General features: G+C 44.1%; 25 protein-coding genes and 1 pseudogene. 18 read left to right on the forward strand and 8 right to left on the reverse strand.

All coding sequences use genetic code 11. The features are described 5' to 3' along the window. Positions 1–351 precede the first annotated feature (351 nt). On the reverse strand, positions 352–1,113 hold the full coding sequence (locus ACED45_RS14525) for a YdcF family protein (RefSeq protein WP_371714329.1): 762 nt from the start codon (positions 1,111–1,113) through the stop codon (positions 352–354). Positions 1,114–1,481: 368 nt separating this feature from the next. Here ACED45_RS14525 and ACED45_RS14530 point away from each other — a divergent pair. Beyond that, positions 1,482–1,583, forward strand: a pseudogene (locus ACED45_RS14530) (heme-binding protein); the annotation flags it as partial. Positions 1,584–1,681: 98 nt separating this feature from the next. Here ACED45_RS14530 and ACED45_RS14535 read toward each other — a convergent pair. After that, positions 1,682–3,055 carry an L-cystine transporter gene (locus ACED45_RS14535; RefSeq protein ID WP_048611859.1) on the reverse strand — a complete coding sequence of 458 codons (1,374 nt, stop codon included), beginning with the start codon at positions 3,053–3,055 and terminating at the stop codon, positions 1,682–1,684. A gap of 185 nt (positions 3,056–3,240) precedes the next feature. Further along, a complete protein-coding gene (locus tag ACED45_RS14540) occupies positions 3,241–3,936 on the reverse strand; it encodes an NAD-dependent epimerase/dehydratase family protein (protein ID WP_371714330.1) in 696 nt (231 codons plus the stop codon). A gap of 718 nt (positions 3,937–4,654) precedes the next feature. Here ACED45_RS14540 and ACED45_RS14545 point away from each other — a divergent pair. The 11 genes from ACED45_RS14545 to ACED45_RS14595 all read left to right on the forward strand — a co-directional run bounded on the left by ACED45_RS14545 (position 4,655) and on the right by ACED45_RS14595 (position 15,814). Next, positions 4,655–5,266: a flavin reductase family protein gene (locus ACED45_RS14545; protein ID WP_017065519.1), complete on the forward strand. Its 612-nt coding sequence runs from the start codon at positions 4,655–4,657 to the stop codon at positions 5,264–5,266. Between the two features lie 43 nt (positions 5,267–5,309). Next, a complete protein-coding gene (gene cobT / locus ACED45_RS14550; protein WP_017070914.1) occupies positions 5,310–6,374 on the forward strand; it encodes a nicotinate-nucleotide--dimethylbenzimidazole phosphoribosyltransferase in 1,065 nt (354 codons plus the stop codon). Then, entirely contained in the window at positions 6,374–7,180 is an 807-nt protein-coding gene (locus ACED45_RS14555) for an adenosylcobinamide-GDP ribazoletransferase (protein ID WP_017066160.1), read from the forward strand. Before cobT ends, ACED45_RS14555 begins: the two co-directional genes overlap by 1 nt. Before the next feature lie 9 nt (positions 7,181–7,189). Continuing rightward, a complete protein-coding gene (gene cobU / locus ACED45_RS14560) occupies positions 7,190–7,810 on the forward strand; it encodes a bifunctional adenosylcobinamide kinase/adenosylcobinamide-phosphate guanylyltransferase (protein WP_371714331.1) in 621 nt (206 codons plus the stop codon). 9 nt (positions 7,811–7,819) lie between these two features. Beyond that, positions 7,820–8,437, forward strand: coding sequence for an alpha-ribazole phosphatase family protein (gene cobC / locus ACED45_RS14565; RefSeq protein WP_017059155.1), 618 nt, complete (start codon positions 7,820–7,822; stop codon positions 8,435–8,437). A 139-nt stretch (positions 8,438–8,576) separates the two neighbouring features. Then, positions 8,577–10,373, forward strand: a complete 1,797-nt coding sequence (locus tag ACED45_RS14570) for a M3 family oligoendopeptidase (protein ID WP_371714332.1) — start codon at positions 8,577–8,579, stop codon at positions 10,371–10,373. 278 nt (positions 10,374–10,651) lie between these two features. Beyond that, a complete protein-coding gene (locus ACED45_RS14575) occupies positions 10,652–11,680 on the forward strand; it encodes a succinylglutamate desuccinylase (protein ID WP_017059157.1) in 1,029 nt (342 codons plus the stop codon). 133 nt (positions 11,681–11,813) lie between these two features. Further along, positions 11,814–12,809: a vitamin B12 ABC transporter permease BtuC gene (btuC, locus tag ACED45_RS14580; RefSeq protein ID WP_371714333.1), complete on the forward strand. Its 996-nt coding sequence runs from the start codon at positions 11,814–11,816 to the stop codon at positions 12,807–12,809. After that, on the forward strand, positions 12,796–13,554 hold the full coding sequence (gene btuD, locus ACED45_RS14585; protein ID WP_371714334.1) for a vitamin B12 ABC transporter ATP-binding protein BtuD: 759 nt from the start codon (positions 12,796–12,798) through the stop codon (positions 13,552–13,554). The genes btuC and btuD overlap by 14 nt, the downstream gene beginning before the upstream one ends. A gap of 58 nt (positions 13,555–13,612) precedes the next feature. Continuing rightward, entirely contained in the window at positions 13,613–13,972 is a 360-nt protein-coding gene (locus ACED45_RS14590) for a DUF6559 family protein (protein ID WP_017066163.1), read from the forward strand. Positions 13,973–14,347: 375 nt separating this feature from the next. After that, positions 14,348–15,814 carry a lytic polysaccharide monooxygenase gene (locus ACED45_RS14595; RefSeq protein WP_371714351.1) on the forward strand — a complete coding sequence of 489 codons (1,467 nt, stop codon included), beginning with the start codon at positions 14,348–14,350 and terminating at the stop codon, positions 15,812–15,814. 256 nt (positions 15,815–16,070) lie between these two features. On the opposite strand, the gene ACED45_RS14600 is transcribed toward ACED45_RS14595, so the two are convergent. The 3 genes from ACED45_RS14600 to ACED45_RS14610 form a co-directional block, all read right to left on the reverse strand. After that, positions 16,071–16,304, reverse strand: a complete 234-nt coding sequence (locus ACED45_RS14600) for a hypothetical protein (protein WP_102320091.1) — start codon at positions 16,302–16,304, stop codon at positions 16,071–16,073. 59 nt (positions 16,305–16,363) lie between these two features. Next, on the reverse strand, positions 16,364–17,083 hold the full coding sequence (locus ACED45_RS14605) for a hypothetical protein (RefSeq protein ID WP_102320092.1): 720 nt from the start codon (positions 17,081–17,083) through the stop codon (positions 16,364–16,366). A gap of 98 nt (positions 17,084–17,181) precedes the next feature. Next, entirely contained in the window at positions 17,182–18,021 is an 840-nt protein-coding gene (locus tag ACED45_RS14610) for a LysR family transcriptional regulator (protein WP_017068280.1), read from the reverse strand. Positions 18,022–18,214: 193 nt separating this feature from the next. On the opposite strand from ACED45_RS14610, the gene gntH reads away from it, so the two are divergent. From gntH to ACED45_RS14635, 5 genes are all read left to right on the forward strand, one after another. Continuing rightward, positions 18,215–19,840, forward strand: a complete 1,626-nt coding sequence (gntH, locus tag ACED45_RS14615; protein ID WP_017068281.1) for a guanitoxin biosynthesis MBL fold metallo-hydrolase GntH — start codon at positions 18,215–18,217, stop codon at positions 19,838–19,840. Positions 19,841–19,965: 125 nt separating this feature from the next. Beyond that, positions 19,966–20,481 carry a hypothetical protein gene (locus ACED45_RS14620; protein WP_017068282.1) on the forward strand — a complete coding sequence of 172 codons (516 nt, stop codon included), beginning with the start codon at positions 19,966–19,968 and terminating at the stop codon, positions 20,479–20,481. 180 nt (positions 20,482–20,661) lie between these two features. After that, positions 20,662–21,171: a hypothetical protein gene (locus tag ACED45_RS14625; protein WP_371714335.1), complete on the forward strand. Its 510-nt coding sequence runs from the start codon at positions 20,662–20,664 to the stop codon at positions 21,169–21,171. Positions 21,172–21,341: 170 nt separating this feature from the next. Next, positions 21,342–21,521 carry a hypothetical protein gene (locus ACED45_RS14630; RefSeq protein WP_017095358.1) on the forward strand — a complete coding sequence of 60 codons (180 nt, stop codon included), beginning with the start codon at positions 21,342–21,344 and terminating at the stop codon, positions 21,519–21,521. A 311-nt stretch (positions 21,522–21,832) separates the two neighbouring features. After that, positions 21,833–22,321: a GNAT family N-acetyltransferase gene (locus ACED45_RS14635; protein ID WP_017068284.1), complete on the forward strand. Its 489-nt coding sequence runs from the start codon at positions 21,833–21,835 to the stop codon at positions 22,319–22,321. A 115-nt stretch (positions 22,322–22,436) separates the two neighbouring features. On the opposite strand, the gene ACED45_RS14640 is transcribed toward ACED45_RS14635, so the two are convergent. Then, positions 22,437–23,012 carry a nucleoside triphosphate pyrophosphohydrolase family protein gene (locus tag ACED45_RS14640; protein WP_017059167.1) on the reverse strand — a complete coding sequence of 192 codons (576 nt, stop codon included), beginning with the start codon at positions 23,010–23,012 and terminating at the stop codon, positions 22,437–22,439. Positions 23,013–23,225: 213 nt separating this feature from the next. Here ACED45_RS14640 and ACED45_RS14645 point away from each other — a divergent pair, with 213 nt between their 5' ends. Beyond that, complete coding sequence (locus ACED45_RS14645) at positions 23,226–24,296, forward strand: sensor domain-containing diguanylate cyclase (RefSeq protein WP_048611898.1); 1,071 nt, start codon at positions 23,226–23,228, stop codon at positions 24,294–24,296. A 28-nt stretch (positions 24,297–24,324) separates the two neighbouring features. Here the strand turns inward: ACED45_RS14645 and ACED45_RS14650 are convergent, their stop codons facing one another. Next, complete coding sequence (locus tag ACED45_RS14650; RefSeq protein WP_371714336.1) at positions 24,325–24,891, reverse strand: DUF1415 domain-containing protein; 567 nt, start codon at positions 24,889–24,891, stop codon at positions 24,325–24,327. Positions 24,892–24,930 lie beyond the last annotated feature (39 nt).

Consider the following 24,930-nt stretch of genomic DNA (forward strand, 5'->3'; position numbering starts at 1 on the left):
TCGAGCCCGAGTGTTCTTTGGATTATAAATTCATCAAAGTATGCTCGCGCCCTGGTCGTTTGATAAAGACTTATCTTGATTGATTTCAATTACTTTCAACCATCCAATTAATGGGCGGTTAATTGTTGAACGTTTGTGTTTCTGTAACTTCGTTATCTAGGGCATGGGTTTGGAAAAATAAGTCAGCAAGATTGATTAGAAAGATATATTGTTGACTGGATGGTGAGTAAGAACGTAAGCCATCATAAGAAATGATGTTGTGATAGGTAGGATCAAAAAATGCAGCGAACAACCTTTCGATTGTTGCTGCATTTTTGTTTGTATCGCTCGAATTAACTTGATTGAACGCGATTAAGCATCCCCAGGCTTTTCCCGTTTGCTGTTCCAGCCCATAAAATTATAGATGTTGTATCGAGCAAAGCCGACTTGTTCGTGCAGAGCAAAGTCTGTTACCGCAAAGTTGTACCACAGTGGCAGCCATGAGATTTGAGCAGCCATATAGTCGGCTCTCACTGGAATAACATTCAAGCCGAAGTGGTTGAAGTAGAGCTCGCTACGACGAATATGTAGGCCAGATGAAACCAACACAATGTTGTCGAATTTATGATGCTTCATTAGGTCACTAGTGAGCTGAGCGTTCTTCCAAGTGTTGACGCTATTTGGCTCTTGAATGATGTCACCCATCGGAACGCCAAGTCTCAGCAATTGTTGCTGATAAACTTCTGCTTCGGCAACACCGTTATTTTGTGCATCGCCACCACTGATGATCACTTTGCATGTGGTTTGGGTTTTGGCGCAATCTTTATATTGGCTGGTGGTTTCACTGATTCGGCCAAAAGAGAAAAAGGCTGGCTCGAACTCTTGCGTGCTTTTAATTAACTGCGTTCCCGCACCCAGAAGAACAATGGCGTTATTGTCAGACCATTGGATATCAGGCTTATTTTCGTAATCGGCTTGCAGATCGTTCAGTAAATAACGAGGAATTAAACCTGAACCAATCAGCACAAATGACGATATAAGAACAAGAGATAAAAACAGAGAGGTTTTTCGCCACTGAAGTAAACGTGTAAAGCATACGAATAGCAGAAGAAGTAATAATATAATAAAGCTCATGAGGATCCTGTTATCGAACTGGTGCCAAGATGATGTGACATACTGAAGCGGTGCATCATATATCAGTTATGTTAATCATTCATAGGTAACTCATTTTATTATTGAACAAATGCACGATTTCTCTCTATTAACGATTAATGTTCGCGATAGTAGTAACTAAAATGCTTCATTATTGTTCGATTAATCCCTCTTAAAATATAGGCATATAAATCAGGAGGATTATTTAAATCTTATTTTGTGTCATTTAAACCTTATTTCGTGTTATTTAGTTTATTTGTTTATCAACTTCTCATCTTTTAAATTCATCAACTCAACTCAACTCAACTCAAGCTATCAAAGTAATTCTGAGAAAACTTGATGAACATTTTATTCAACATCAAGGGCAGGTGATTGGTGCTATTGGTATTAGCGGATTAAGTGAAGACGACGATGAAGCATTAGCTGAGAAAGTGATTCGATTAGTGCTTTAAGTTCTACTGTTTACAGAGTGGCTCTGACATAAAACAGATAATAAAAAACCGATGCGTGGGCATCGGTTTTTTTGTTTGTCGAGCTGTTTGATTCAGAATTAAGCGTTCGCTTGTTCCAGATCTTGTTGCTTGTCTTTCTTACCTAATAGGCGACTTGTAATCGTACCGGCTGTCATCGCACCAGATACGTTAAGCGCTGTACGAGCCATATCGATAAGTGGCTCGATAGAGATAAGCAGTGCTGCAATCGTTACTGGAAGGCCCATAGCTGGCAGTACGATAAGTGCTGCGAATGTTGCGCCGCCACCGACACCAGCGATACCGAATGAGCTCACTGTGATAATAGCAATCAGAGACAGAATGAAGTTGATGTCCATTGGGTCGATGCCAACTGTAGGCGCAACCATGACTGCTAGCATTGCAGGGTAGATACCCGCACAACCGTTTTGACCAATTGTTGCGCCGAAAGAGGCAGACAGGTTAGCAATCGCTGGTGGCACGTTTAGCTTAGTGATTTGAGCTTCAACGTTCAGTGGAATCGTTGCTGCAGAACTACGAGACGTGAAAGCGAACGTCAGTACAGGCCAGATCTTTTGGAAATACTCTTTCGGGTTTACACCAACAAAAGAAACCAACACACCGTGTACAACGAACATCAGTAGAATCGCAACGTAAGATGCAACGATGAAACCCAGTAGGCTGAGGATGTCAGAAGCACTTGATGTTGCAACTACCTTCGCCATTAACGCTGCGATGCCGTATGGCGTTAGTGCCATGATCATCTTAACTAAGCGCATAACGATAGATTGTGCCGCTTCAACAAACGTACGGATCGGAGATTCTAGTTCTTCTTTCTCTGCCATCACTTTACGAGCAGCGATGCCCGTTAGCACACCAAAGATAACAACCGCGATGATAGACGTAGAGCGAGCACCCGTTAGGTCTGCAAATGGGTTAGTCGGAATAAAGCTGATCAGCATTTGTGGAATTGTTAGGTCTGAAACGCTACCGATGCGGCTTTCAAGTGTTGCGATACGTGCTGTTTCGCGAGCGCCTTCTGTTAAACCTTCAGCAGATAGGCCGAATGCTTGCGTTACAACAATACCAACAATCGCAGAAATCGCGGTTGTTGCTAACAGTACAGAAATGGTGATACCAGAAATCTTGCCCAGTGAGCCGCCTTTTTCAAGCTTCACTACTGCTGCAATCATTGAAACCAATACTAATGGCATGATCACCATTTTCAGTAGGCCAACATAACCACGGCCAACAATATTTACCCAGTCTAGTGTTTCGTTGATGACCGGATTGCCTTCACCAAATAACAGCTGTAGACCAAGACCAAATGCGCTACCAAATACTAAACCGAGTAAAACGAGGCGAGAAAGTGTGTTTTCTTTTTTCTGCTGTCCGTAGAGAAAAAAGAGGATACCAGTGAATACCGCTAAGGCAGCGATAGCTGAAAATGACATTTGTTTTCCTTATGAATCTCTTTAAATCGATAGGGCGCTTAGATATATGGGCGCAAATACTGTTAGCTACAGTAGCGACCTGTAACAAAACGTAAAATAAGGAAAAGTAATTTATTAGAACGATTAGTAATATCCACTCAATAGGATGGGTGGATATTCAACATTGTGATGAATAGGTGAGCTTTTTAGCGATATTTTGCCAATAAATTGAGCATGTCACTTGACGAGTAAATTTCGATATTTTGGAAATTATTTTCGAATAACCGGAACAACATTGCTTTGGCTACGTCTTCCGACTGAATAGGGCGTAGGTTTTTGAACTTACCAAGCATAAATGGAGACAGCAGAGGAAAGACACTTTGCAGGAGTTTTTCATCAGCTCTAGGTTCATCACGCTCACCCACCAGAGGCCCAGGGCGTGCGATGAAAAGCTGCTTGAAGCCAATACGTTTTAAATTTTTTTCCATTTGTCCTTTACAGCGAAGGTAGTGCGAATAGGAATCTGGTGAAGCGCCATAGCTAGAAACGACCGCTACGCGTTGAACCCCAAGAAACTTCATCGACTGTGCGACTTGGCTAACCAGTTCCACATCGATTTTGCGAAGCGCTTCTTTTGATCCTGCCTTTTTCTTAGTCGTACCTAAGCAGATAACGCCAAGATTAGGCGTCGCATTCGTGTCATCCCAACTGGTAACTTGCAGGTCGCTGTGAATGAGTGTGTGGAGCTTGTTGGAATCAAACTGTGAATCTAACGCTCGGCGAGATAGGGCATAGATATGATCAACGGCGGGTTCATCGATGAGCAACTTCATCACATGATGACCAATTAACCCGGTTGCACCAGCCACCACGACCGATGTTTTGTCTCCAGAAATGCTCATTTTAATCCCTTCTTCACTCCACAAGTGCTTGTTTAATATAAACAGTGTTTGAATTTTAAGCGAATAAAAGTTTGTTAAACGAGTGGTCAGTAGTATGTGGGGAGTCGCCTGTTTATGGAAAAAGAGATGATTTAGTTTGGCTCGACGCATAAGTACGGTCTGAAGCATAAGTACGATATGAAACATAATGGCGGTGGGAAAGATAAATGCGGTTTGAAACTTAAGTTAGGCGTTAAACATAACAAAGCCCGCTGGGCGACGGGCTTTGTTACTTTTCTTGCTTCTTACTAGGTAAAGGACAGTGGGATTTTCCTTACCTTTTTGCTAGCTTTCTTACTTGATTTATTTGGTTTTCTTTTACTTGAATTTGGAATCATTACCCCTCCTAAATCGTTGTTCTGTTTTGTCTTTCAATCGATTGTCTTTCTTCGTGTAGCGTCAGTGTTGTGGGCATTCACTGTATGGGTACTTATCAATGGAGAGATTAATAAGTAATTTAGATAAGGCATAAACGATGCCAAAATGTAAGTTATTGATAAATCTATTATCAGTATTATTTGTGTTTTAGGGTTCGTCAATTTGACTGTCAATCTGAGAAAAAACCAGTGTGATCTGTTTAAATTAAGAACACTCTCTGCGGTTTCTGCCACATAGCCATAGATACAGCCTTGCTTAACACGTAAACTGAGTCGTAATTCACATAGACCAAGGACGTGCTATGAACCTCAAGCTTGATACTCTTGCTCCCACTCAGATTTATCACCTGATGACACAAACCGTTGTTCCTCGCCCGATTGCGTGGGCATTGACGGAATCTTCTGACCAAGAGTACAACCTCGCGCCTTTCTCTTATTTCACGCCTGTTTCTAGTAATCCGCCGTTACTGATGTTATCGGTTGGGAAGAAGCCGTCCGGCGAAATCAAAGATACCACTCGTAATGCCCTAGAAACGGGTAAGCTAGTGATTCACATTGCTTCTTCAAGTTCTGCCGAAACCATGACGGCGACAGCAGCTACCCTTGAACATGGTGATTCGGAAGTCACCGCGAATAACATTGATCTGGTTGAATTTGAAGGCTTCTCTTTACCGAGATTGAAAGAGTGCGCGGTCGCTTTTGGATGCACCTTGTACGAAGTAAAAGAGGTTGGAGAAGTGCCACAAAGCCTTATCTTTGCTCAAGTCGAAACCGTGTACATTTCCGAAGACGTGATCGACAAAGACAGTGAGCGTCTTAAGATCGACGCGTTAGCACTTGATCCTTTATCTCGATTGGGTGGCGGTGAATACGCCACGCTTTCCAATGTGTTTTCTGTCGCACGCCCTAAGTAGCAGCCCTATATCAACGTACCCAGAATAAGCGTTTTTAAAAACTATGTTAGATACCCAATACTCGCAGTACATCCAACACCGAATTGACCAAAAAACCAAGCCACTTGGCGCACTTGGCTTACTAGAAAAAGTCGCACATCAACTGGCTTTGATTCAGAGCCAAGGCAAAGAAGCGGCGGTTGAACACATCGAATTGAATAAGCCAAGTATCATCATTTTTGCTGGCGACCATGGCATTGCTGACGAAGGCGTGAGTATTGCCCCAAGTGCCGTCACACAACAGATGGTGTTGAACTTCTTAAGTGGTGGCGCGGCGATCAATTGTTTCTGTGCGGTGAATAATATCGATATCACGGTAGTCGACACGGGGATATTGTTGCCTGTTGAATCAGACAGTGACATGTTGATCTCTCAGCGCTTGGGTACGCGAACCAATAACTTTGCCAATGAAGCGGCAATGAGTTTAGAAACGGTGGAACGCGGGATTGAACTGGGCACTGAGCTTGTATCTAAAACCATTTCGAATGGCACCAATATCATCATGTTTGGTGAAATGGGTATCGGAAATACCAGCAGCGCATCAGCGATCTTAAGTGCATTAGCGAATCGTGCTGCAGCGGAGTGTGTTGGCCTAGGCACTGGCATCAACAATGAACAGCTTGCACGTAAAGTGGCTGTGGTTGAGCAAGGTGTCGCGCGTTGCAAAGATTTAGATGCGAAAGAAGTTAAAGAGCTTACAGATCTTAAAGATATTAAAGAGGTACTCGCACAAGTCGGTGGCTATGAAATCGTTCAAATGGTCGGTGGCTTCCTTGGCGCTTACCAAAACAGAACACCAGTGTTGGTCGATGGCTTTATCGTGTCGGTTGCGGCGTATGTCGCGACTTTAATTGAACCGAGTTGCCGAGACTATATGATCTTCGCCCATCGCTCTGAAGAGTCAGGACACAAAATTCTGTTAGAGCTGCTCGACGCTGAGCCACTGCTCGATCTTGGATTGAGATTAGGCGAGGGCACAGGTGCTGCGCTAGCTATGCCAATCATTCGTGCGGCAGCCGAGTTCTATAACAACATGGCGAGCTTCGAAAGTGCTGGAGTCACGGTTTAATGAGTGATGCACCAGAAAGATCGTTGAAAGATCGAGTTACTTATCAGTGGGAGCTTTTTGCGCTGGCGATGGGTTTCTTTTCTCGCTTGCCAATGCCGAAAAACACGCCCTATTCTACAGAGCGAATGAACCGTTCTGGTCGCTACTTTTCAACGGTTGGTTTGTTGCTTGGTGTTCTGTGTGGCGGTGTGTTCTTGCTACTTGATGTGGTACTGCCGAGTGCAGTAGCGATCTTTTTGATGATGAGTTTTAGCCTGATGCTCACTGGCGCATTCCATGAAGATGGTTTGACTGATATGGCCGATGGCATTGGTGGCGGCATGACCCTAGAACGCCGTTTGACCATCATGAAAGACAGTCGAATCGGTACTTATGGTGCGTCTGCTCTGATTATGGCTCTGCTTGGCAAGTGGGTGCTGTTGAATGAACTCATAAGCATGACGGGACTGTTTATGGTAATCGTGACCAGTTATACCTTTAGCCGCGCGATTGCTGCATCGCTAATTTACGACATGCCTTATGTCAGTGATTTAGATACCAGTAAAAGTAAACCATTGGCCAACAAGCAAACCAAAGGCGAACTTGTCTTCTTGTTGCTGGTAGGCGTGCTGCCTAGCCTGTGGTTTGGTCTTGAATTCGCTTTGGTTTTATCTGTCGTCGCCTATCTGTTCAGAACAGGTTTTAAAACGTGGTTAACGGCTCGAATTGGCGGCTTTACTGGGGACTGCTTGGGTGCGGCTCAACAGTTAATGGAGTTGCTGACTTACCTTGTATTCATTACTGCATTTTACAATGGCTTTCTATAACGGCTTCCTATGACCAACACGAATGAAACTATTCAAGCTAATCAAATTAATCAAGCAAGTCAGCGAAACAGCCATTTGGTATTGGGCGGGGCTCGTTCTGGTAAGTCTAGTTTTGCAGAGCAACAAGCATTATGTGCGCTTGAAGCATGTTCAAATGGACGCCTCAATTATATTGCGACAGCGACATATCTTGATGATGAAATGCGAGAACGAATCGCGCACCATCAACAACGTCGTGGCGAGCAGTGGATTGAGCATGAAGTACCCGTCGAATTAGCCGAAAAACTGCAGTCTTTTGAGAAAGAAGATGTGGTATTGATTGATTGCCTAACCTTGTGGTTGAACAACATCATCTTTGAACTGGGTGATGACGCAACTAATGAACAGGTTGAAGCCGTGGTTGAAGTATTGGTCAAAAGCGTCGAGCAAAGTCCGGCGCAAATTATCATGGTCTCTAACGAAGTCGGTTTAGGTGTGGTGCCGCTGGGTAAAGTGTCTCGCTTGTTTGTGGACAATGCAGGACGAATGAACCAAGCGCTAGCTCGCGTCGTTGAGCGCGTCACGCTGGTTGCTGCCGGATTGCCGCTGCACTTAAAACCATCTAATCACTTGGTTGATATTCAAGGCTAGGTCGCACACATGGTCAATGGAACAACCAAAAACATCTATTTGTTAAGACATGGCAAGGTCGAAGGAAAAGCTGCGCTCAATGGTTTATCTGATGTGCTGGTCAACTCTGATCTTCAAGAACAGATATGTGAGGCACTAACTACACAAGACATTACCTTTGATAGCGTGGTTAGCTCTCCACTAAGACGATGTGGTGATCTCGCGAGCTTGTTTGCAGAGCGTATGTCTGTGCCTTTATCAGTTGCATCGGGTTTTCAGGAAATGAACTTCGGTGAAGTAGATGGTGTCCCATTTGATGAACTTGAAGACAAGTGGGGAATGTTAGAAACCTTTTGGAAAGACCCTGCTAATCATCAATTAACTGGCGCAGAAAGTTTACAGAGCTTCCACGACAGAGTAACTCAAGCTTGGTCGCAACTTTTGAATGATTCAAGTGACAACATATTGTTGGTTACTCATGGTGGTGTGATTCGCATACTGCTAGCGCACTGCCTTAATATTGATTGGAAAAACCCGAGTTTGTACTCGAAGTTATCGATAGAAAACGCATCGATAACGCATATTCAAATCACTCAGTTTGCGCAGAGCTTTATCAGCGTTAAATCGATAGGGATACCTGTTCTCTGAGTGTTCAAAAAACACAGTTTAAGAATTAACAATCTTTTAGATCTGTAAATAGAAACAGAAATATAAATAGAAGTATAAAGCGGCGTTCACAGCCGCTATACCTGATTGGTATTACTACCTACGTGAAAGGAATTTAGTCATGACAACACCAAGTTGGGATCTAAGCATTGCTTATAGCGATCTTAATGATGCAAAAATCGAACAGGACATTGAACTCATTCAGCAGTGCATTGAGCTGTTGAACCTACACGTTGAAAAGCGTCATATCATTCTAGCGATGCAAAACGCGATTCAGACTTCAGAAGCGGCAGGCACGTTACTGAGTACAATCAACACCTTCGCTAATTGCCACGCATCGGTCGACGCGACACACACAGAAGCGAAAGCATTGCTTGGTCGTGTAGCGAAGCTGAACTCTGAAATGTCTCAAGCGTTCAGCCCTTACGAAGATACGCTAATTCACGCAGAACCAGAATTTATTGATGCAGTATTAGAGCATGATAGCGCAGATGTAGCAGGGCAGCGCTTTGCGATTGAAAGCTCTCGTAAGTTATCAAGCAGCCGACTCAGTGTTGCTGAAGAGCAGTTATTGGCAGCGATGAAGGTTGATGGTCGTGACGGATGGGGTCGTTTATACGATAACCTAACCGGATCTTTAAAACTGTCGCTAAAGCTGGACGGTGAAGAGGAAGCCCTAGGCTTTTCACAAGCCGCGAGCCTGTTGTACGGCAGCGAATTCGACAAACAAGAACCAGCATGGCGCGCGGTTCAAGGTGCGATGAAAACGCACCAAGAGTCTTTTGCTTCGATTCTAAATGCATTGGCGGGTTGGCGACTGACTGAAAACAAAAAGCGTTCGAAGATTAGCGATGTGCATTTCCTAGATCCAAGCCTACACGGCAGCCGCATTGTGCCAGAAACGCTAGACACCATGATGTCGGTAGCGAAAGCTAATCGAGCTGTTGGTCAGAAAGCAGGTTTGTTAATGGCAAGAGTTCATGGCTTAGATGAAATGAAGCCATGGAACCACTTAGCTGCGATGCCGCCGCTTGGTGACGCTGAATCTAAGGTTTATCCATTTGATGAAGCGATTGAAGTGATCAAAACTGCCTTCGCTGAAGTGAACCCAGAGATGGCTGACTTCGTTGCTTTGATGGTTGATAATGGTTGGATTGATGCCGCACCAGCAGCCAACAAACGTTTAGGCGCTTACTGCACCAAGTTTGCTGCTACACGCACTCCGCTTGTGTTCATGACATGGAGCGGTAGCCGCTCAGATTTAATGACATTGGCACACGAGTTAGGCCACGCGTTCCACAACTGGGTGATGAAAGACATGCCGTTGTGTCAAACACGCTACCCAATGACGCTAGCAGAAACCGCTTCGATCTTTGCTGAAAATATCGTTCGAGACCATTTGTTAAAACAAGCACAAACACGTAATGAGAAACTTGAAATGCTGTGGGAAGAGCTTTCTTCTTCTTTGGCATTAATGGTGAACATTCCCGTTCGTTTTGAGTTTGAAAAAGCCTTCTACGAGCAGCGTGAAAAAGGCGAGCTAACGGCTCAGCAGCTGTGTGACTTGATGGAAACGACTTGGAAAGAGTGGTATGGCGATGCAATGACAGAAGCTGACCCTTACTTCTGGGCGAGCAAACTGCATTTCAGCATCTCTCAAGTAAGCTTCTACAACTACCCATACTTGTTCGGTTACCTGTTCAGTAAAGGTGTTTACGCTCAGCGCGATGCGAAAGGTGAGCAATTCTACGGCGATTACGTTTCGTTGCTTCGTGATACGGGCAGCATGATGGCGGAAGAAGTCGTTCAAAAGCACTTAGGAATGGACCTGACTCAAGCTGATTTTTGGCAACAAAGCATCGACATGGTCAAAGTTCAAATCGATGAATTTGAAAGATTGCTCGATCAGGAAGATTAATTGATCTCAATCTGTTCATAGCAGGTAAGAGCTGTGTTAGCTTACGTGGCTCTTATCTTGCTGGCATAACCTGAGATAAGCCGAAACAACCAAAAGTCTCTTTAAATAGAGAAAGTTATTTGGAACAGATGTCGGTTAGTAAAGTCAGCAGGTAATATAAAAATATATGGGTAGTATTTGTGAGTGATAACGGAGTTTCTGTTGATAAGTGCGATCCTAGCAACACAATTTCTATGTACAATTTATTAACATACGGCCGTGCAATTAAGGAGTAGCGCATGACGAAGACCCTCTTTCGCCAATCATTTCTTTTTGACAGCCTAGATCTTGAGCAAGAAGTGTTTGCAGGACAGACCGTACTGAGTAACGGTGTTCAAATTAAGCTTCATCAACGCGGTGTCTTGGAAGTGATTCCCGCGGATTTTAATTCTGAAACCAAGAACATCATTTTTTCAACCGGTGTTCATGGCGACGAAACTTCACCAATGGAGCTGATCGATAAGCTCATTGAGGATATTGAAACAGGTTTCCAAGTAGTAAACGCGAGATGCTTGTTTATCATAGCTCACCCAGAAGCCACTAACGCGCATACTCGTTTTCTTGATGTGAACATGAATCGTCTGTTTGATGAAAAGCAGTACGAGAGCAATCGAGAAGTGGATATCGCGAAGAACTTGAAGTTCTTGGTGACTGAGTTTTACAAAGAAACGGAACCTGCCACTCGTTGGCATCTAGATTTGCACTGTGCAATCCGTTTATCTAAGCATTACTCGTTTGCAGTGAGCCCTAAAGTTCGCCACGAAGTACGCAGTAAAGAGCTGTTTGATTTCATTAACAGTGCGCACGTGGAAGCAGTGTTGTTGTCAAATGCGCCAACCAGTACATTCAGTTGGTACAGTGCTGAAAACTTCGAAGCGCAAGCACTGACAATGGAGCTAGGGCAGGTCGCGAGAATTGGTGAGAACCAACTTGATAAGCTAACGGCTTTTGACTTGGCGATGCGTAACTTGATTGCTGAAGTTGAGCCAGAGCATTTACCTAAGCGAACCATCACTTATCGCGTGAGCAGAACCATTGTTCGTTTACATGATGACTTCGATTTCATGTTCTCAGATTCTGTAGAGAACTTTACCGCGTTCAAGCACGGTGAAGTATTCGGTCATGATGGTGATAAACCGTTAATGGCTAAGAATGAAAACGAAGCGGTGGTGTTCCCTAATCGTAATGTTGCTATCGGTCAACGAGCAGCCTTAATGGTGTGTGAAGTTGAAACGCGATTCGACCATGGTCAGCTTGTGTACGATTAATATCGACTCGGGTTTAAACGACGAAAACAACCGCTCAACTGGTTGAAATATCAAGGTTCACATTACGGTGTGAGCCTTGAGTTTATTTGGGGATACAGGTAAGGTTACGCGAACATTTTCAAAGTAGCTTGATATGGATTTCCAACAACTTCTTCACCAAAAACAGCGCAAATGGACTAGAGCCATTTATCTGATGGCAGCACTGCTTGTCGCGCTGAGTGCAATTTACCTAATGGTTGGCGATCTCTTCATTTCCCCTCTGGACACCTTGTCCACGTTAGAACAAAAACTACTGATTGATTTACGCTTACCTCGATTATTAGCAGCTATTGCTATCGGGGCAGGGCTAGCAGTATCTGGCGCAAGCTTACAAGTCTTATTAGGCAACGTATTGGCTGAGCCTGGTGTGCTCGGCATTTCTGGTGGCGCAAGCTTGGCGATGGTGATTGTACTGTTCTTCTTGCCGTTTGCTCCCACACCAGAACTGTTCATGATTGCCGCCGTTTTAGGCTCGCTCTGTTTCACCGTGATACTGGTGAGCATGGTAAAAACGATGCGACTCACCACGGCTAAATTACTGCTAGTGGGTGTCGCGTTAGGCATTCTTTCTGGCGCGATGGTGACATGGGCGTTCTATTTTAGTGATGACTTAAGTCTACGCTTATTGATGTATTGGCTGATGGGCAGCTTAGGTGGCGTCACTTGGTATCAAAACTCGCTCACGTTGGTGATGATCCCCGTGATTATTTGGCTGTGCCTGCAAGGTAGTAAGCTAGATAAGTTAATGATTGGCGAGACTCATGCTGCACAGTTAGGCGTGAACGTTCCGAGATTACGCTGGCGTCTAATTTTCGCCGTGTCTATTTTAGTAGGTTGCGCGGTGGCATTGGGCGGCGTGATCAGCTTTGTTGGCTTGGTTGTGCCACACTTGTTGCGCTTAGCGATTGGTACTGACAACCGATACCTTCTTCCTTTGTCTGCTGTTGCTGGTGCAGCATTGCTTGTATTTGCTGATATCTGTGCAAGAACTTTATTAGATTCAGCAGAGCTGCCTTTGGGTGTGATGACCACCAGTATCGGTGCGCCTATCTTCATTTGGATGTTAATTAAAAATCATGATTCAAATTAAGAGCCTGAGCGTCGGCGCTCGTTTATTACCACTATCATTTGAGCTCAAGCAAGGGCAGGTGACTCACGTTATCGGCCCTAATGGCAGCGGTAAAAGTACCTTGCTCGAAGCGATATCTGGAATTGGTGATGGTTACAAAGGCGATATAAAGATCGACGGGCAGGATTTGTCGGAGCTGTCTTTACAAGATTTATCATTGCATCGTGCTTACTTGTGCCAAAGCGCAAGGCCAGCCTTCAACTTAGAAGTGTTCCAATATCTTGCATTGTCACTGCCAAGCTCCTCACACGGCCTTGATGCTGAAATCAACGCAGCTTTGGAAGAAATCAGCCAGATGCTAGACATTGCAGACAAACTTCATCGCTCAATTCAGACACTGTCTGGTGGTGAATGGCAACGCGTACGTTTGGCGGGAATGTGCCTGCAAATTTGGCCGACACTTAACCCATACGCGAAGCTGCTGATCCTCGACGAACCCGCAGCTCCGTTGGATATTGCTCAAGAAGCCTTGTTGTACAAGCTTATCGAACGAGTGGCTGAGAAGGGCATCACCGTGATCATGGCTAACCATGATTTGAACAGAACACTAAGACACGCAGACCAAGTGTTGTTGCTCGATAAAGGTGTACTTCAAGCATCAGGCTCAGCTGATCAAGTGCTTACCCCTGAGCAGCTAGAGTCCGTGTTCAACACCGAAGTCAAAAGTATCTCAGTCGACAATCAGACCTATCTTTTGTTTGGTTAAAAGACTAATTAGTTAAGCTGCTCATTGGGTTTAAGGCGAGTTAGTAAAGGAAGCAAATATGTTTAGATACATCCAAAGAAGAAGAATCAAAAAGGTGATTAAGTCATTGTCTGCAAAGATGGTGAAGAGCTACGGAAGCCGTGATTTCTTCTCTATTGGGCAGGTTGAAACAAGTTCTCGTGAGTTGAGTAAACGCCAACAACAGATTGCTTTAGCCTTGTTTGCGGATCCACAAGATCTTGCTGTTGAATTAGCTCCAACTATTCAGTTGCTGCGTAATGATGTGTCTAATGACTTCTTTGGCGGAGAAGACTACACAGCGCGAGATGTACTTAATCTATTGGGTGGCGGCGGTTGGAAGGGCGGTCGTATGGACGATGACATGTCACATCGCATGGGCATGCATAGCCGTTATTAAATATCTTCTTACTACCTAACGCCTTTATATCCCCAAAGCGGCTTAATCATAAAGCCGCTTTTTTATTCATTCCGAATAATGTTCCCTCAATCAACATAGAATACTGAAATGTCATAATTCGAAGCAACATCATCTATCTACAACGCATTTGTTTGAGTTGCGTGATGCTGATTCCTATCAATATAAAACCCGCTGTTATTGATAAAATTGACGTATATATTTTTCGTTGTTCTTTAAGTCAGAAACTATAAACCTTCGAATTACAGTGCTGGTTGGTTAGTAACCAATTGGTTTTGTGTTTAGGGTAAAATAATAGAGAGTGGGAAAGTGACAACAATAAATAATAATATTCTAAAAATAGCAGTGGGTATGGCTATGCTATCGAGTGTGCCGTCAGTGGCAAATGCTCATGGTTGGTCTGAGTTTCCAAGCGCGCGTCAGAACACGTGTTACGAGCAAGGCGGGATTTGGTCGGGTACACCACCTAATGCTGCGTGTGCTCAAGCAAAAGACATTTCGGGTTCATACCCGTTTGTTCAACGTAACGAGTACGCGAAAAATATCCAAGATTTCAACAACATCAATGCTGTAAAAGCGGCGATTCCTGACGGCACGTTATGTTATGCCAACGATTCGCAAAAACGCGGCATGGGTGCGCCTCATACTGGTTGGACTCGTACCGAGCTAAATACTGGTACGTTTGAATATGTATTCAATGCGACAGCGCCACACAACCCTTCTTTCTGGGAGTTCTACCTAACGAAACCAAACGCGGACCTAAGCAAAGGCCTAGCGTGGGGAGACTTAGATCTTATCCAAGAAGAGGGTAACGTTCCGGTTAATGGCGGCAAGTACCGCATTAATGTCACTATTCCTTCAGACCGTTCTGGCGATGCGATTCTATTCGTTCGTTGGCAACGTGATGATGCTGCGGGCGAAGGCTTCTACAACTGTTCAGACATCACTATCGCGGGTGGCACAACCCCTCCACCAGAGCCGGGTCCAGAGCCTGATCTAGTGCGTGGTGACCTGTTTGTTTCTGACCAGTTTGGCACGCCAGAAATTGGTGATACGGTTAAATACGACATCATCAACAAGTACGGTGAAGTAGCGCGTAGCTTCACCATCGTCATCGACGCTTCAAACGTTAACGATTGGGCTCGTTTGTTGGCTTCAGAAATTAACGGCTGGCATGAAGAGTTTAAAGACGGCGCGATCTTCATTGGTGATTGGCACGCTGAAATGCAGCACTACATGTACTTCCAAAACGATCCTTCACGCAACTTCTTCAACTCAAAAGATAGCCGTGCTTCTGGTCAGTTAACGCTGATTGACGGTGGCGACGGTGGTGTTGAACCATTGAAAGGTGATATCTACGAGCTAGTGAAGAGTGACAACGTAGTGAATGCTGGCGACAAAGTTGTAATTGCAACAAGCGAAGCGGCGACATTGACTCAAACTCAAGGTACTTCTGTAAGCATTCAAAATAACGGCACGGCTTCTATCGTAGTTGATACCACTGGCATCACTGCAAACGAAACTTTATCGTTTATGGCTAGCTCGATTGAAAGCGACAGTGTTGAAACCTTCACTTTTGAAGTAATTGCCGATGACGGTGGCGTGACACCAGACCCAGATCCAACGCCGGATCCTGATCCGACTCCTGACCCAGACCCTACGCCAGATCCAGGTACGTGGGACTCATCAGCGACTTACCTTGGTGGCGAAGTCGTGACTTACTCGAACCAGTCATGGAAAGCACAATGGTGGGTTCAAGGTGGCACTAACCCTAAAGCGACTTACGAAAATGACAAATGGGGCGTTTGGCGTCCAGCCAACTAATCTTAACTATTGTTAGTTAATTAGCCTTGCAATAATAACCAAGACACCACACTTTTTGACGAGTGTGGTGTCTTTTTTAGCCTCTGCATTTGCGGTTTTGAACGTCATTAGCTTAGAGAAAAGTGATTCAGAAACGGAGTCTTAATCGCTGAGTAGGGCTCTATAAGAAGATGAGAGTTATATAGAAAACAAGAGCTATATAAAAGACCAGAAGCGTGAGTTTCTGGTCTTTTACGTTTTGTAATGTGTTGACGAATTATTCCAGAATAAGGTTTTCTTTAATCTCATCGTTAAGATACCCCTGATCAAAATCTGGTGTCATGAATTCGACTAAGGAGGAGTCTAGATAGCTGGTTTCTAGATAACTCGGTTCTAGATAATGGGAGTCTAAGTGATCAGCACTTGCGTAGGTGGGAATCGCAGAAAACAAAACGATACTGATCGCTGCAGCGATATTAATGACTTTGTTGCGTTGAGAAGTAATTTTCATAGTAGTGCCCTCGAAAGGTGGGCAAATCCATCTGCCTATGAGAATTGAATCTGAGATGTTTAGAAGTCGTAAGACAAACCAAGTGTAATGATGCTGTCGTTGTCGATTGAGCCAATTAGATTGTCGCCAACTTGTAGGTTACCCTCGTTGGTGTTGAAGTAGGTGTATTTCACGTAGGGCGTCCAGTCGTCGATGCTTTTAGAGAGAACGACTTCGTGCTCATTGGTACGGTAGTCACCTTGATGAAAATAGATATTGTCACCGTCATGGGTAAACCCGCCATTGGATCCATCACTGTTTTCGTGAGTGTATTGGTAAGCTAAATCCCAGCCTGCGAGTGAGTACCCAGCACCGGCGATGAACTTATTGGTGTTAATCGTGGTGTCGCTTACATTCTCGAGTACTTGCCCTGACTGGTTATATCCCAATCCACTGAATACATTGAAGTTGTCGTTCACTTGATAATCGATAATACCTTCGATTAATAACTCTTCACCGTTGTCCCATTTACCGAGTTCACCGTATAGGTTGAACGTGAAAGACTCGCTGATGTGAAAGTCGTGTCCGTAACCCGCGGCTAGCCAACCCTGGTCATCAAAACCTATATAGACTTGTCCATTTTCTGAGGTATCGATTAATGCGCCAGCTTCTGTGGTGTAGACACCGTTATCAGCAGCATTAGAGGCAACGTTTTGTTCGATGTAAACTTGAGTCGAAGTCGCAAACGCTGCGCTGCTGAGTAACGTAAGTGGTAGAGCAATAAGGTTAAGTTTTTTCATGGATTCTCCAGTGTCGTTCTATTGAATTAACTTGCTAGAGAGTATGTGATTAAACTGAATTTATATTAATAGGGTTAACTTTAGTTAAAACCTCAGTTTCATTTATGTTTCCTTAATGCTGATTTGATTGCTTCACGGGTTTTGATGTGCTGTTCGTCTTTAGCGTAGCGGCGGTGATAGAGCATTCGAAACGTGATCGGTCTTAATTTGATGGGGATAGGGTGAACGCGTAAGCCAAGCGCTGGTGCAAGCATTTCTGCAAAAGAGCGAGTAGAAGCGGCGATATAATCTGTCGTGCTTGCCAAAATCAGCATGCTTGAAATTGAGCTGGTTTCAATTCTGACTTTTCTCGGCTCGATATCGCTCTCTGATAAAAACTCGACCGTGTTCATGTTGGCGCGTTTGATCTTGAGCGCAATATGTTCCTCTTGGAAATACTCTTCTTTACTTAGTGTCTCACCAATTCGAGGGTGGTTGATTCGAGTCAGACACACGGGCTCCTCATCGACGATGGTTTCTTCAATCAATGAGTGTTTCTTACTCGAAAGTACATCAATGACGATATCTACTTTTTGTGCAGTAAGCGCATCAAACAGTTCTTCCTCTTCGAGTGGCGCTTCCGTAAAGCTTACGCCTTCAACCTGGCTAACGAAATGAAGCAAGCTCTCTGTGCAATAGACTTTAAGGTCATTCTTTTGCTGCTCAACCGTTCCAATGATGTTCAATGGGTCTTCTATCTTATTAGCGAGTGATACCGCTGCTCCAGTGGGCGCGATACCTCGTCCTTCTCTCACAAATAAAGCCTTGCCCACGACACCTTCGAGTCTCTTAATCGCCGCGCTTACCGCGGGTTGAGAAATATCGAGCTGCTCTGATGCCACGGTGATAGAGCTGTGTTTGTAAACGGCCAAAAATGTCGTCAGTAGATTAAGGTCCAAATTCAGTTCCCTCTATTCTTATTGCCACTCATCCAAATCATGGTGGAGTTATCATTAACTCATAAATGAAATGGAGGTTTTAAGTAAAGTTTACACTATATATCAAGGTTCTGTTTATTAATAAACTTGTTTGCATCGGAGTGAGGAAGGAACTTCATTCATTTACTAAATACTCAGACCGATAGGTGAAACTATGAGAACTTTCGCAAAATTATCAATCATCTCTACAGCAATGATCATCACGACCACCGCTTTTGCTGCTGACCCAATGATGCAATACAACACCAAGCAAACTAACTCTGATATTCAAAAACTCGAGAAATTTGAATATCACGAGGGTGAAACCCTTGAAGAGTATCTGAGCACTCAACCTAAGGGGAACTTGTACTCTTCAGAAGAAGAGGTGCTTTCTGTGTTAATGGGCGGTGTAAACAATGGTGACTATCGCAAAGAAACCAATTCAGGTTGGAAAGAAGGCCTGATGTTTGAGGGCATTGCACCTTATGGCGATCACATGGTGTCGGGCGCCAACTGGTTCCCACGCACTGAAGAAGTTCAACCGGATGAAATGCGTGTCACGTTCATGGGGACATCACCAATGATTCGCCCGGGGCAGGCAAACACCTCGATATACGTCGAATTGGGTAACGGCTCTAACTTTGTCTTTGATTTAGGTGAAGGATCAATTGCGAACTACGTAGCGGCGGGTGTCGCGATGAATGAACTCGACCATATCTTCATTACTCACTTACACGTAGATCATTACGGCTCGTTACCTTATCTGTATCAATTTGGTGGTTGGAATGGTCGCTGGGAAAAGCCGCTTAACATTTATGGTCCGAGTGGTGCGACTCCAGAATATGGCACTCGTCATATGATTGAAGGCATGCAGCAAATGTTGAACTGGCACACCGACGCATTTGATGTGTTCCCATCAGGCAACGACATAGTGGTACACGAGTTTGATTTCCGCGACGACGGTGGCGTTATCTATGACCAAGACAATGTGGAAGTGATTCACTGGCGACGCAGTCACGCAAAAGATGGCGCGTCTGGTTACCGCTTGAATTGGACTCAAGATGACGGTCGAGTGCTTTCGTTTGTTTGGACAGGAGACGGTCGCCCAACCGAGTTGGATTTGAAATACGCAAAAGGTGCAGACTTGTTCATTACTGAGCTGCAAACCGAAACGTTTGGTGTGTCTTCGATTATTCAAGGTGTGCCGCCATTCTTAGCACGTTACACCGTTGATACTCACCATACACCAGCGTACGCGGCGGGTTATGTGGCGAATGAAGTACAACCGCGTTTGTTCATGACAACGCACATGACATTCGACCCATATCTTAATGAGGAAACCGTTGCAGAGGTTCGCCACCATTGGCAAGGGCCTTACCACTTCGGTGCGCCAGATGGGATTGTCGTTAACATGACTAAAGATAATGCGTGGGTTCGTGAAGGTATTTTACCTGATTTCCCGAATGCGAGAGCGCCACAATTTGATATGGCAGATGGGTCTGACTTTAGAATTCCGCTGCCGAAAAACAGCCGTGAAGACATACAAGAACAAGAGATTCGTGATTTAGAGTTGGATCCAAAACTGTACTACCCAGAAGGCTACCACCCAGAGCTGTTAACAGAGTGGCCAGTCGACCGTGACATCGTAATCCCAGCTGAACAAGTACCAGAAGCAATGAAGCAAGGTATGAACACCAAGCAAGAATACATGGATAGAGTGCGTGCTCACCACAATCTTGAGCGCAAATCGGTAAGTCGTCCAACTGAGCCTGGTGAAGGAGCAGGAACCGATAACAAATAGGGTATTTGCAGTGAGGGCTGATATTGCCCTCACATCCTAAAAAGTTAGGTAAATAAACCCATTCTCTTACTCAATCATAAAACTATTGCTTACCACTTCTTTGCTTAGAATATCTGGAGTTCATTATGAAAAAATCAATTTTAGCGGTCGTCATTCTATCTTTAGTGTCAGCGTCTGTTTTCGCTAACGGACAATCCAATGCTCACAACTATCAACCTGGTGCGACGAATAACTCAGAACGTTTAGCGGATATTGATCCTAACTACGAACTGACCTTACCTTCAGAAAAAGAAGGCTACACCATGTATGACAACCAATCCATGTCAGATGGCGGGACCTACACAACGTATGTTAAACCGAATCCTTCCGATGCAATGCATGTCGCCGATGAAGGCTCACTAAAAATAACGCATGGAGAAGGTGGTGTCATTATGACGGAATACACCACAAAGAATGGCCAACACACGTTTTCAGTGATGTGCGGCTACACCTCGGGTCCATCGTACTGGGCTGACGGAAAACCAGCGAAGGTATGTGAAGAGGCGCAAGCACTAGCGGTTGCATTGGAAGCAAAAGGTGAATGGGAGGTGAAGCCAATGACTTACACCATCGCACCAGCAAGAATCGTAGTTGATAAGTGATTTTTGTCTACAGAACGCTCGTTATATCGAGCCTCGTTATCCAACCATATTGATTATTTGTAGTGAGACAGAGGGGTACTCAGGCTGAAATGGTCTTGAAGTTCCCCTTAACTTAGCTCACAAGAAGCTAAGTCAGCCAACTAATCAACTTTGTATTCGAAAATACAGAAGGTCTATCCCATGAAAAATACCATTAAGCTACTGGCTATCGCATGTGTTTTACTTACTCCAATGCTTGTCGCCGCTGCCGAACATAATCACAGTCACAATCATTTTAACCCTGAATTAGAGCAACTTGGCGACGACATTATTGGCCTAACCGTGTGTTACAAAAATGGTCATCTATCAGATGAGAATCAGGAGCCTGCGTTTATGAATCTTATCAACCACGCCAATGTAGAAGGTGAGGAGTTGGGGATGTACTACATGGATAAGCTGGGCCCTAAAGCTGAGCAAATCATGAGTGATGACGACGCTCGTCGCTTATGGACTCAAGATTATTGTGCTGATTTGACTGACACTTATTTGGATTCAGATAAGTTAGCTCAAAGATCAAATGAACATCAAAGTCATTCAAACGGCCACGATCATGGACATCACCATAATCACGATCACCATGGACATGGCGACTTGACTCCAGAGGTGCTTGAGCAAGATATCGAACGAGGTCGTTTACTCAGTATCAACTAAGCCCAATAAGATAAGCGTACTTACTTTGTTACCTCTTGGCACAAAATGGTAAGACTCGAATCGAGCGAATGACTAGAATTATCTCAAACGAAACAAGTGAATTAGGGCGGATTCTAGTCACTTTATCTTATTCGAATGGATGCTTTGAAAGCTCGAAAGAGGATTATTTTATGTACGAACTCACACTGATTCTAAGCCTAATGATGGGTGGCGCTGATAGCACAGCAGAAATGGAAGTTAACACCCAATTTACGACTCTTGAGCAATGTAATGAAGAAGGCGCAGCGCTAGCTGAGAAGCTAAATGCAACAGACCTTAAAGTCATGCAAGTTCAATGTGAGCGTGATTAACTAGATCAAGATGAACTAGTTCATGATTAACCAGAACAGAATTAGTTAGATCATGATGAACCAAAGCTAACTAACTCCATAGATTTGGCGGCGTGGGCACACCCGAGGTGCCCATATCGAATTACCTCCAGTTTAACTAGCCTTGATTCCTCAAATGTACTTCTTCAGAGCATCCACATACATTCCCCACATCAGCCCCAATAAAAACAATTTCATCTAACCTATTGTTAATTATTTACTATTTGATAGTGTGTCTAGGTGCACATTAAGGATGTGTTTCATATTTAGCGATGAAAATAGTAGGAGTTGCGATGAGTATTATAGTGAGACGGTCTGAACCGTCAGATGCAAAGGGAATCAAAGAAGTTTACGAATGCACTAATGCTTATACCGGTACGCTGCAACTCCCAAATCCATCTCTGGAAAGCTGGCAAAAACGAATCTCTAATATGCCTGACAACGTGTACTCGTATGTCGCGATGATCGACGATGAGATTGTTGGCAACTTGGGAATGGAAGTGTGTGTGAATCCAAGAAGACGACATGTGGCTTCATTTGGTATGGGTGTTAAAGACGATGTGTTAGGCAAAGGTGTCGGTAGCCAACTGCTCGCAACAGCAATCGACTTGTGTGATAACTGGATTAACATCAAGCGAATGGAGTTAACGGTGTATACCGATAACGAAAGAGCGATCAGTCTGTATAAGAAGTTTGGTTTCGTGATTGAAGGAGAGTCCGCAGGGTTCGCTTTCAGAAATGGCGAATATGTGGCGGCTTATCATATGGCACGACTGGTATAGCGCTTAGCTACACAGTTAGAATTGACTGACAGATAATGAAACGCCACGTTATTTAAACGTGGCGTTTGCTATTCAAATTAGCTGAAGCTTTTAACCGCTTCAGTCTTAACCTTATTTAAGCAGTTAGTGGCTCAAGGTTCGCAGGACGGTAGTGTACTGATTTTAGTACCTTACCTTGGCGAACCGTCTTGCCTTCCGATACGAAATCTTCCGCACACTTAGCGATGATATATTCGCCTTTTTGAACCGCCATCAGCTTGATGTTTTGCTCAGCATAGAAAGCTTCTGTTTCAGCGTATTCAGTTTCGTTGCGACATACCTTGCTCATGTTGCTTGAATGTACTTCGTCCCAGCAAGGTAAGAAGTCAATTGAGCGGTTTTTAGAAACATTCAACAGTAGGTCGATCAGGTAGCTGATTGCTAGGTTGTCTTCAACCTTAGCTTGACCAAGGTGAACCAAGCGTCCCATCAAAACATAAACGCTGTCTACAATAGCGTCCGCTTGTTCGATTTTAGAGTCAGCTTCTGCAAGTTCTGTTAGTTCTTCGATCGCTAGAGAGGTATGTAGCGTATCGCCTTTTTCGTCCATTGTTTCAGGAGCAGCAACAGGCAGATCAAAAGTACTGCGGAACTCTTCAATGTCGCGGTAAAGGTGATCGTAGATTTCTTGGCTTAGTTGAGAAAGGTTCATTTTCCTATCCATTCTGTTTCGTTAATGGATTATTTTACCAAAGCTAGGAATAGGGTGCTAACGCAAAGTCGAAGAAGTCGACTTTTATTCATTGGACCAATGAGGTATTTTGCATACAAACTAATTGATTATTATGTTTTTTTACACTTTACTCTTCTTAATATACGAAATATTAATGCTGCCATTAACTTCAGCAGCAGCGGAATTCCATTTATGAACCAAGCCAGTGAAAGTGAAATTGTTATACGCCGCTTGTATCAAATCACCAATGATTATCGAAAGGGCTTTGATATTCAGATCGCTCAGCTGCTTATTATGGGGCTTGAACGCTTCAACCTTGATATTGGTATCTTATCGAAAGTCGATGGCAATGCTTACGTTGTTGAACATTGTGTTACGCCTGAAGGAGTAGAACTCAATAGCGGTGACACCTTCGATTATCGTTCAACCTATTGCGAAATTACCTGTAAATCGATTGGCCCCATCTGCATTGAGCATTGTGGTAAACACGATAAGTATGCGAAGCATCCTGCTTACCAGTCTTTTGGCTTGGAGTCTTATATTGGGGTTCCCATTTTCGTTAATGATGAGCTTTATGGAACCTTAAACTTTTCAAGCCCAGCACCCTATCATCGCGAGTTCAAAGAGTTCGATGTCGACGTGATGAGACTAATGGCATCTTGGATCGAAGTGGAGCTGGTTAGAAGGCAGCAAGAACGAAAACTCAAAGAGCTGAATGAGAAGTTAGAGTACCAAGCTCTGTACGATCCTCTGACACACTTGCCAAATAGACGTTGCTTGTTCAAAACATTGAATGCAGAAGTGGAGCAGTTAAAAGGCTCTTTAGGTAAGGGAACCTTGGCCGTTGTCGACATCGATTTCTTTAAACAGGTCAATGACACATATGGCCACCAAATGGGTGATGTTGTCTTAAAGAAAGTGGCGAACGTGCTGAGCAATAACACTCAAGAGGGTGAGTTTGTGGCGCGTTTTGGTGGTGAAGAGTTCATTCTTTGGTATCCAAATAAAACACCAAGTTGTGTAGAAGATAAGTTCATGACTCTTTTGCAAGAGATGAAGAAAATCACACTGGATAGAAAGCCTGTCACTATATCAATTGGTGCGTGTCACTTTGAGTTGAGTACAGGGGATACCAAAGGGGAAAGGATGTCGGCGTTAGATAAGCTGATCAAAGTTGCCGATGAATGTCTGTACATTGCGAAACAAAATGGACGAGATCAGTTTATTTCTCGTCCATATCATCAAGAGCGCTCAGGAATATGAGCCAGCATGTTAGCGATTAACTGAACTATTAACTGAACAGATAAGGGAACAGTTTGCGGCGTTCTTCCGGCGTTAAAGACTCAACTCTCGCGATGTTGGTATCAGGAATAGCTTCAGGGTTAGGGTAGTGCTTCAACACTTTTTCCATGCTCGCTTCACGAATCAAATGGTAAGCCGGGTACGGAGAGCGGTTTGTTAGGTTTTCATCGTCTTCAGGATCCGCACCACCAAAACAATAGTCTGGGTGGAAGGTTGCCACTTGGTAAACGCCTTCCCAATCTTCTTGTTTGATCAACGCTTCAATCCAATCAATGAACATGTTGTAGTCGAAAAAATCTTGCAGCATGTTAGGCACAACCACCAAAGTCGTCTCTAACTCGGCGACAGGCGTGTTATCTAACTCTACGAAATGCGTCATGATGTCTTCCAACAACGCTTCTTCCGTTTTTGCTTCACTCACAAAGATCTTAATCTGTTTATTACGTTGTGGCTTGGCTGCGAATGGACACAGGTTTAGGCCAATAACGACATCGTCTAACCACTGTTTTACTTGGTCGTGGATGGTTTGAAGATCTGTGCTTTGAGTGTTCGACATAACAGGTTCCGAAATGAAATTTTGCGTAGGATATCAGAA

This window comes from Vibrio crassostreae (genome assembly GCF_041439375.1).
Lineage (GTDB): Bacteria > Pseudomonadota > Gammaproteobacteria > Enterobacterales > Vibrionaceae > Vibrio > Vibrio crassostreae_D.

Coding starts and splice junctions, on each gene's coding strand:
- btuC (WP_371714333.1), top strand. CDS start 11,814: ATGGATTTCCAACAACTTCTTCACCAAAAACAGCGCAAATGGACTAGA.
- btuD (WP_371714334.1), top strand. CDS start 12,796: ATGATTCAAATTAAGAGCCTGAGCGTCGGCGCTCGTTTATTACCACTA.
- ACED45_RS14630 (WP_017095358.1), top strand. CDS start 21,342: ATGTACGAACTCACACTGATTCTAAGCCTAATGATGGGTGGCGCTGAT.
- ACED45_RS14575 (WP_017059157.1), top strand. CDS start 10,652: ATGACGAAGACCCTCTTTCGCCAATCATTTCTTTTTGACAGCCTAGAT.
- cobT (WP_017070914.1), top strand. CDS start 5,310: ATGTTAGATACCCAATACTCGCAGTACATCCAACACCGAATTGACCAA.
- ACED45_RS14605 (WP_102320092.1), bottom strand. CDS start 17,083: ATGAAAAAACTTAACCTTATTGCTCTACCACTTACGTTACTCAGCAGC.
- ACED45_RS14625 (WP_371714335.1), top strand. CDS start 20,662: ATGAAAAATACCATTAAGCTACTGGCTATCGCATGTGTTTTACTTACT.
- cobU (WP_371714331.1), top strand. CDS start 7,190: ATGACCAACACGAATGAAACTATTCAAGCTAATCAAATTAATCAAGCA.
- ACED45_RS14635 (WP_017068284.1), top strand. CDS start 21,833: ATGAGTATTATAGTGAGACGGTCTGAACCGTCAGATGCAAAGGGAATC.
- ACED45_RS14545 (WP_017065519.1), top strand. CDS start 4,655: ATGAACCTCAAGCTTGATACTCTTGCTCCCACTCAGATTTATCACCTG.
- ACED45_RS14600 (WP_102320091.1), bottom strand. CDS start 16,304: ATGAAAATTACTTCTCAACGCAACAAAGTCATTAATATCGCTGCAGCG.
- ACED45_RS14645 (WP_048611898.1), top strand. CDS start 23,226: ATGAACCAAGCCAGTGAAAGTGAAATTGTTATACGCCGCTTGTATCAA.
- ACED45_RS14620 (WP_017068282.1), top strand. CDS start 19,966: ATGAAAAAATCAATTTTAGCGGTCGTCATTCTATCTTTAGTGTCAGCG.
- ACED45_RS14595 (WP_371714351.1), top strand. CDS start 14,348: ATGCTATCGAGTGTGCCGTCAGTGGCAAATGCTCATGGTTGGTCTGAG.
- ACED45_RS14650 (WP_371714336.1), bottom strand. CDS start 24,891: ATGTCGAACACTCAAAGCACAGATCTTCAAACCATCCACGACCAAGTA.
- ACED45_RS14570 (WP_371714332.1), top strand. CDS start 8,577: ATGACAACACCAAGTTGGGATCTAAGCATTGCTTATAGCGATCTTAAT.
- gntH (WP_017068281.1), top strand. CDS start 18,215: ATGAGAACTTTCGCAAAATTATCAATCATCTCTACAGCAATGATCATC.
- ACED45_RS14525 (WP_371714329.1), bottom strand. CDS start 1,113: ATGAGCTTTATTATATTATTACTTCTTCTGCTATTCGTATGCTTTACA.
- ACED45_RS14590 (WP_017066163.1), top strand. CDS start 13,613: ATGTTTAGATACATCCAAAGAAGAAGAATCAAAAAGGTGATTAAGTCA.
- cobC (WP_017059155.1), top strand. CDS start 7,820: ATGGTCAATGGAACAACCAAAAACATCTATTTGTTAAGACATGGCAAG.
- ACED45_RS14540 (WP_371714330.1), bottom strand. CDS start 3,936: ATGAGCATTTCTGGAGACAAAACATCGGTCGTGGTGGCTGGTGCAACC.
- ACED45_RS14640 (WP_017059167.1), bottom strand. CDS start 23,012: ATGAACCTTTCTCAACTAAGCCAAGAAATCTACGATCACCTTTACCGC.
- ACED45_RS14535 (WP_048611859.1), bottom strand. CDS start 3,055: ATGTCATTTTCAGCTATCGCTGCCTTAGCGGTATTCACTGGTATCCTC.
- ACED45_RS14555 (WP_017066160.1), top strand. CDS start 6,374: ATGAGTGATGCACCAGAAAGATCGTTGAAAGATCGAGTTACTTATCAG.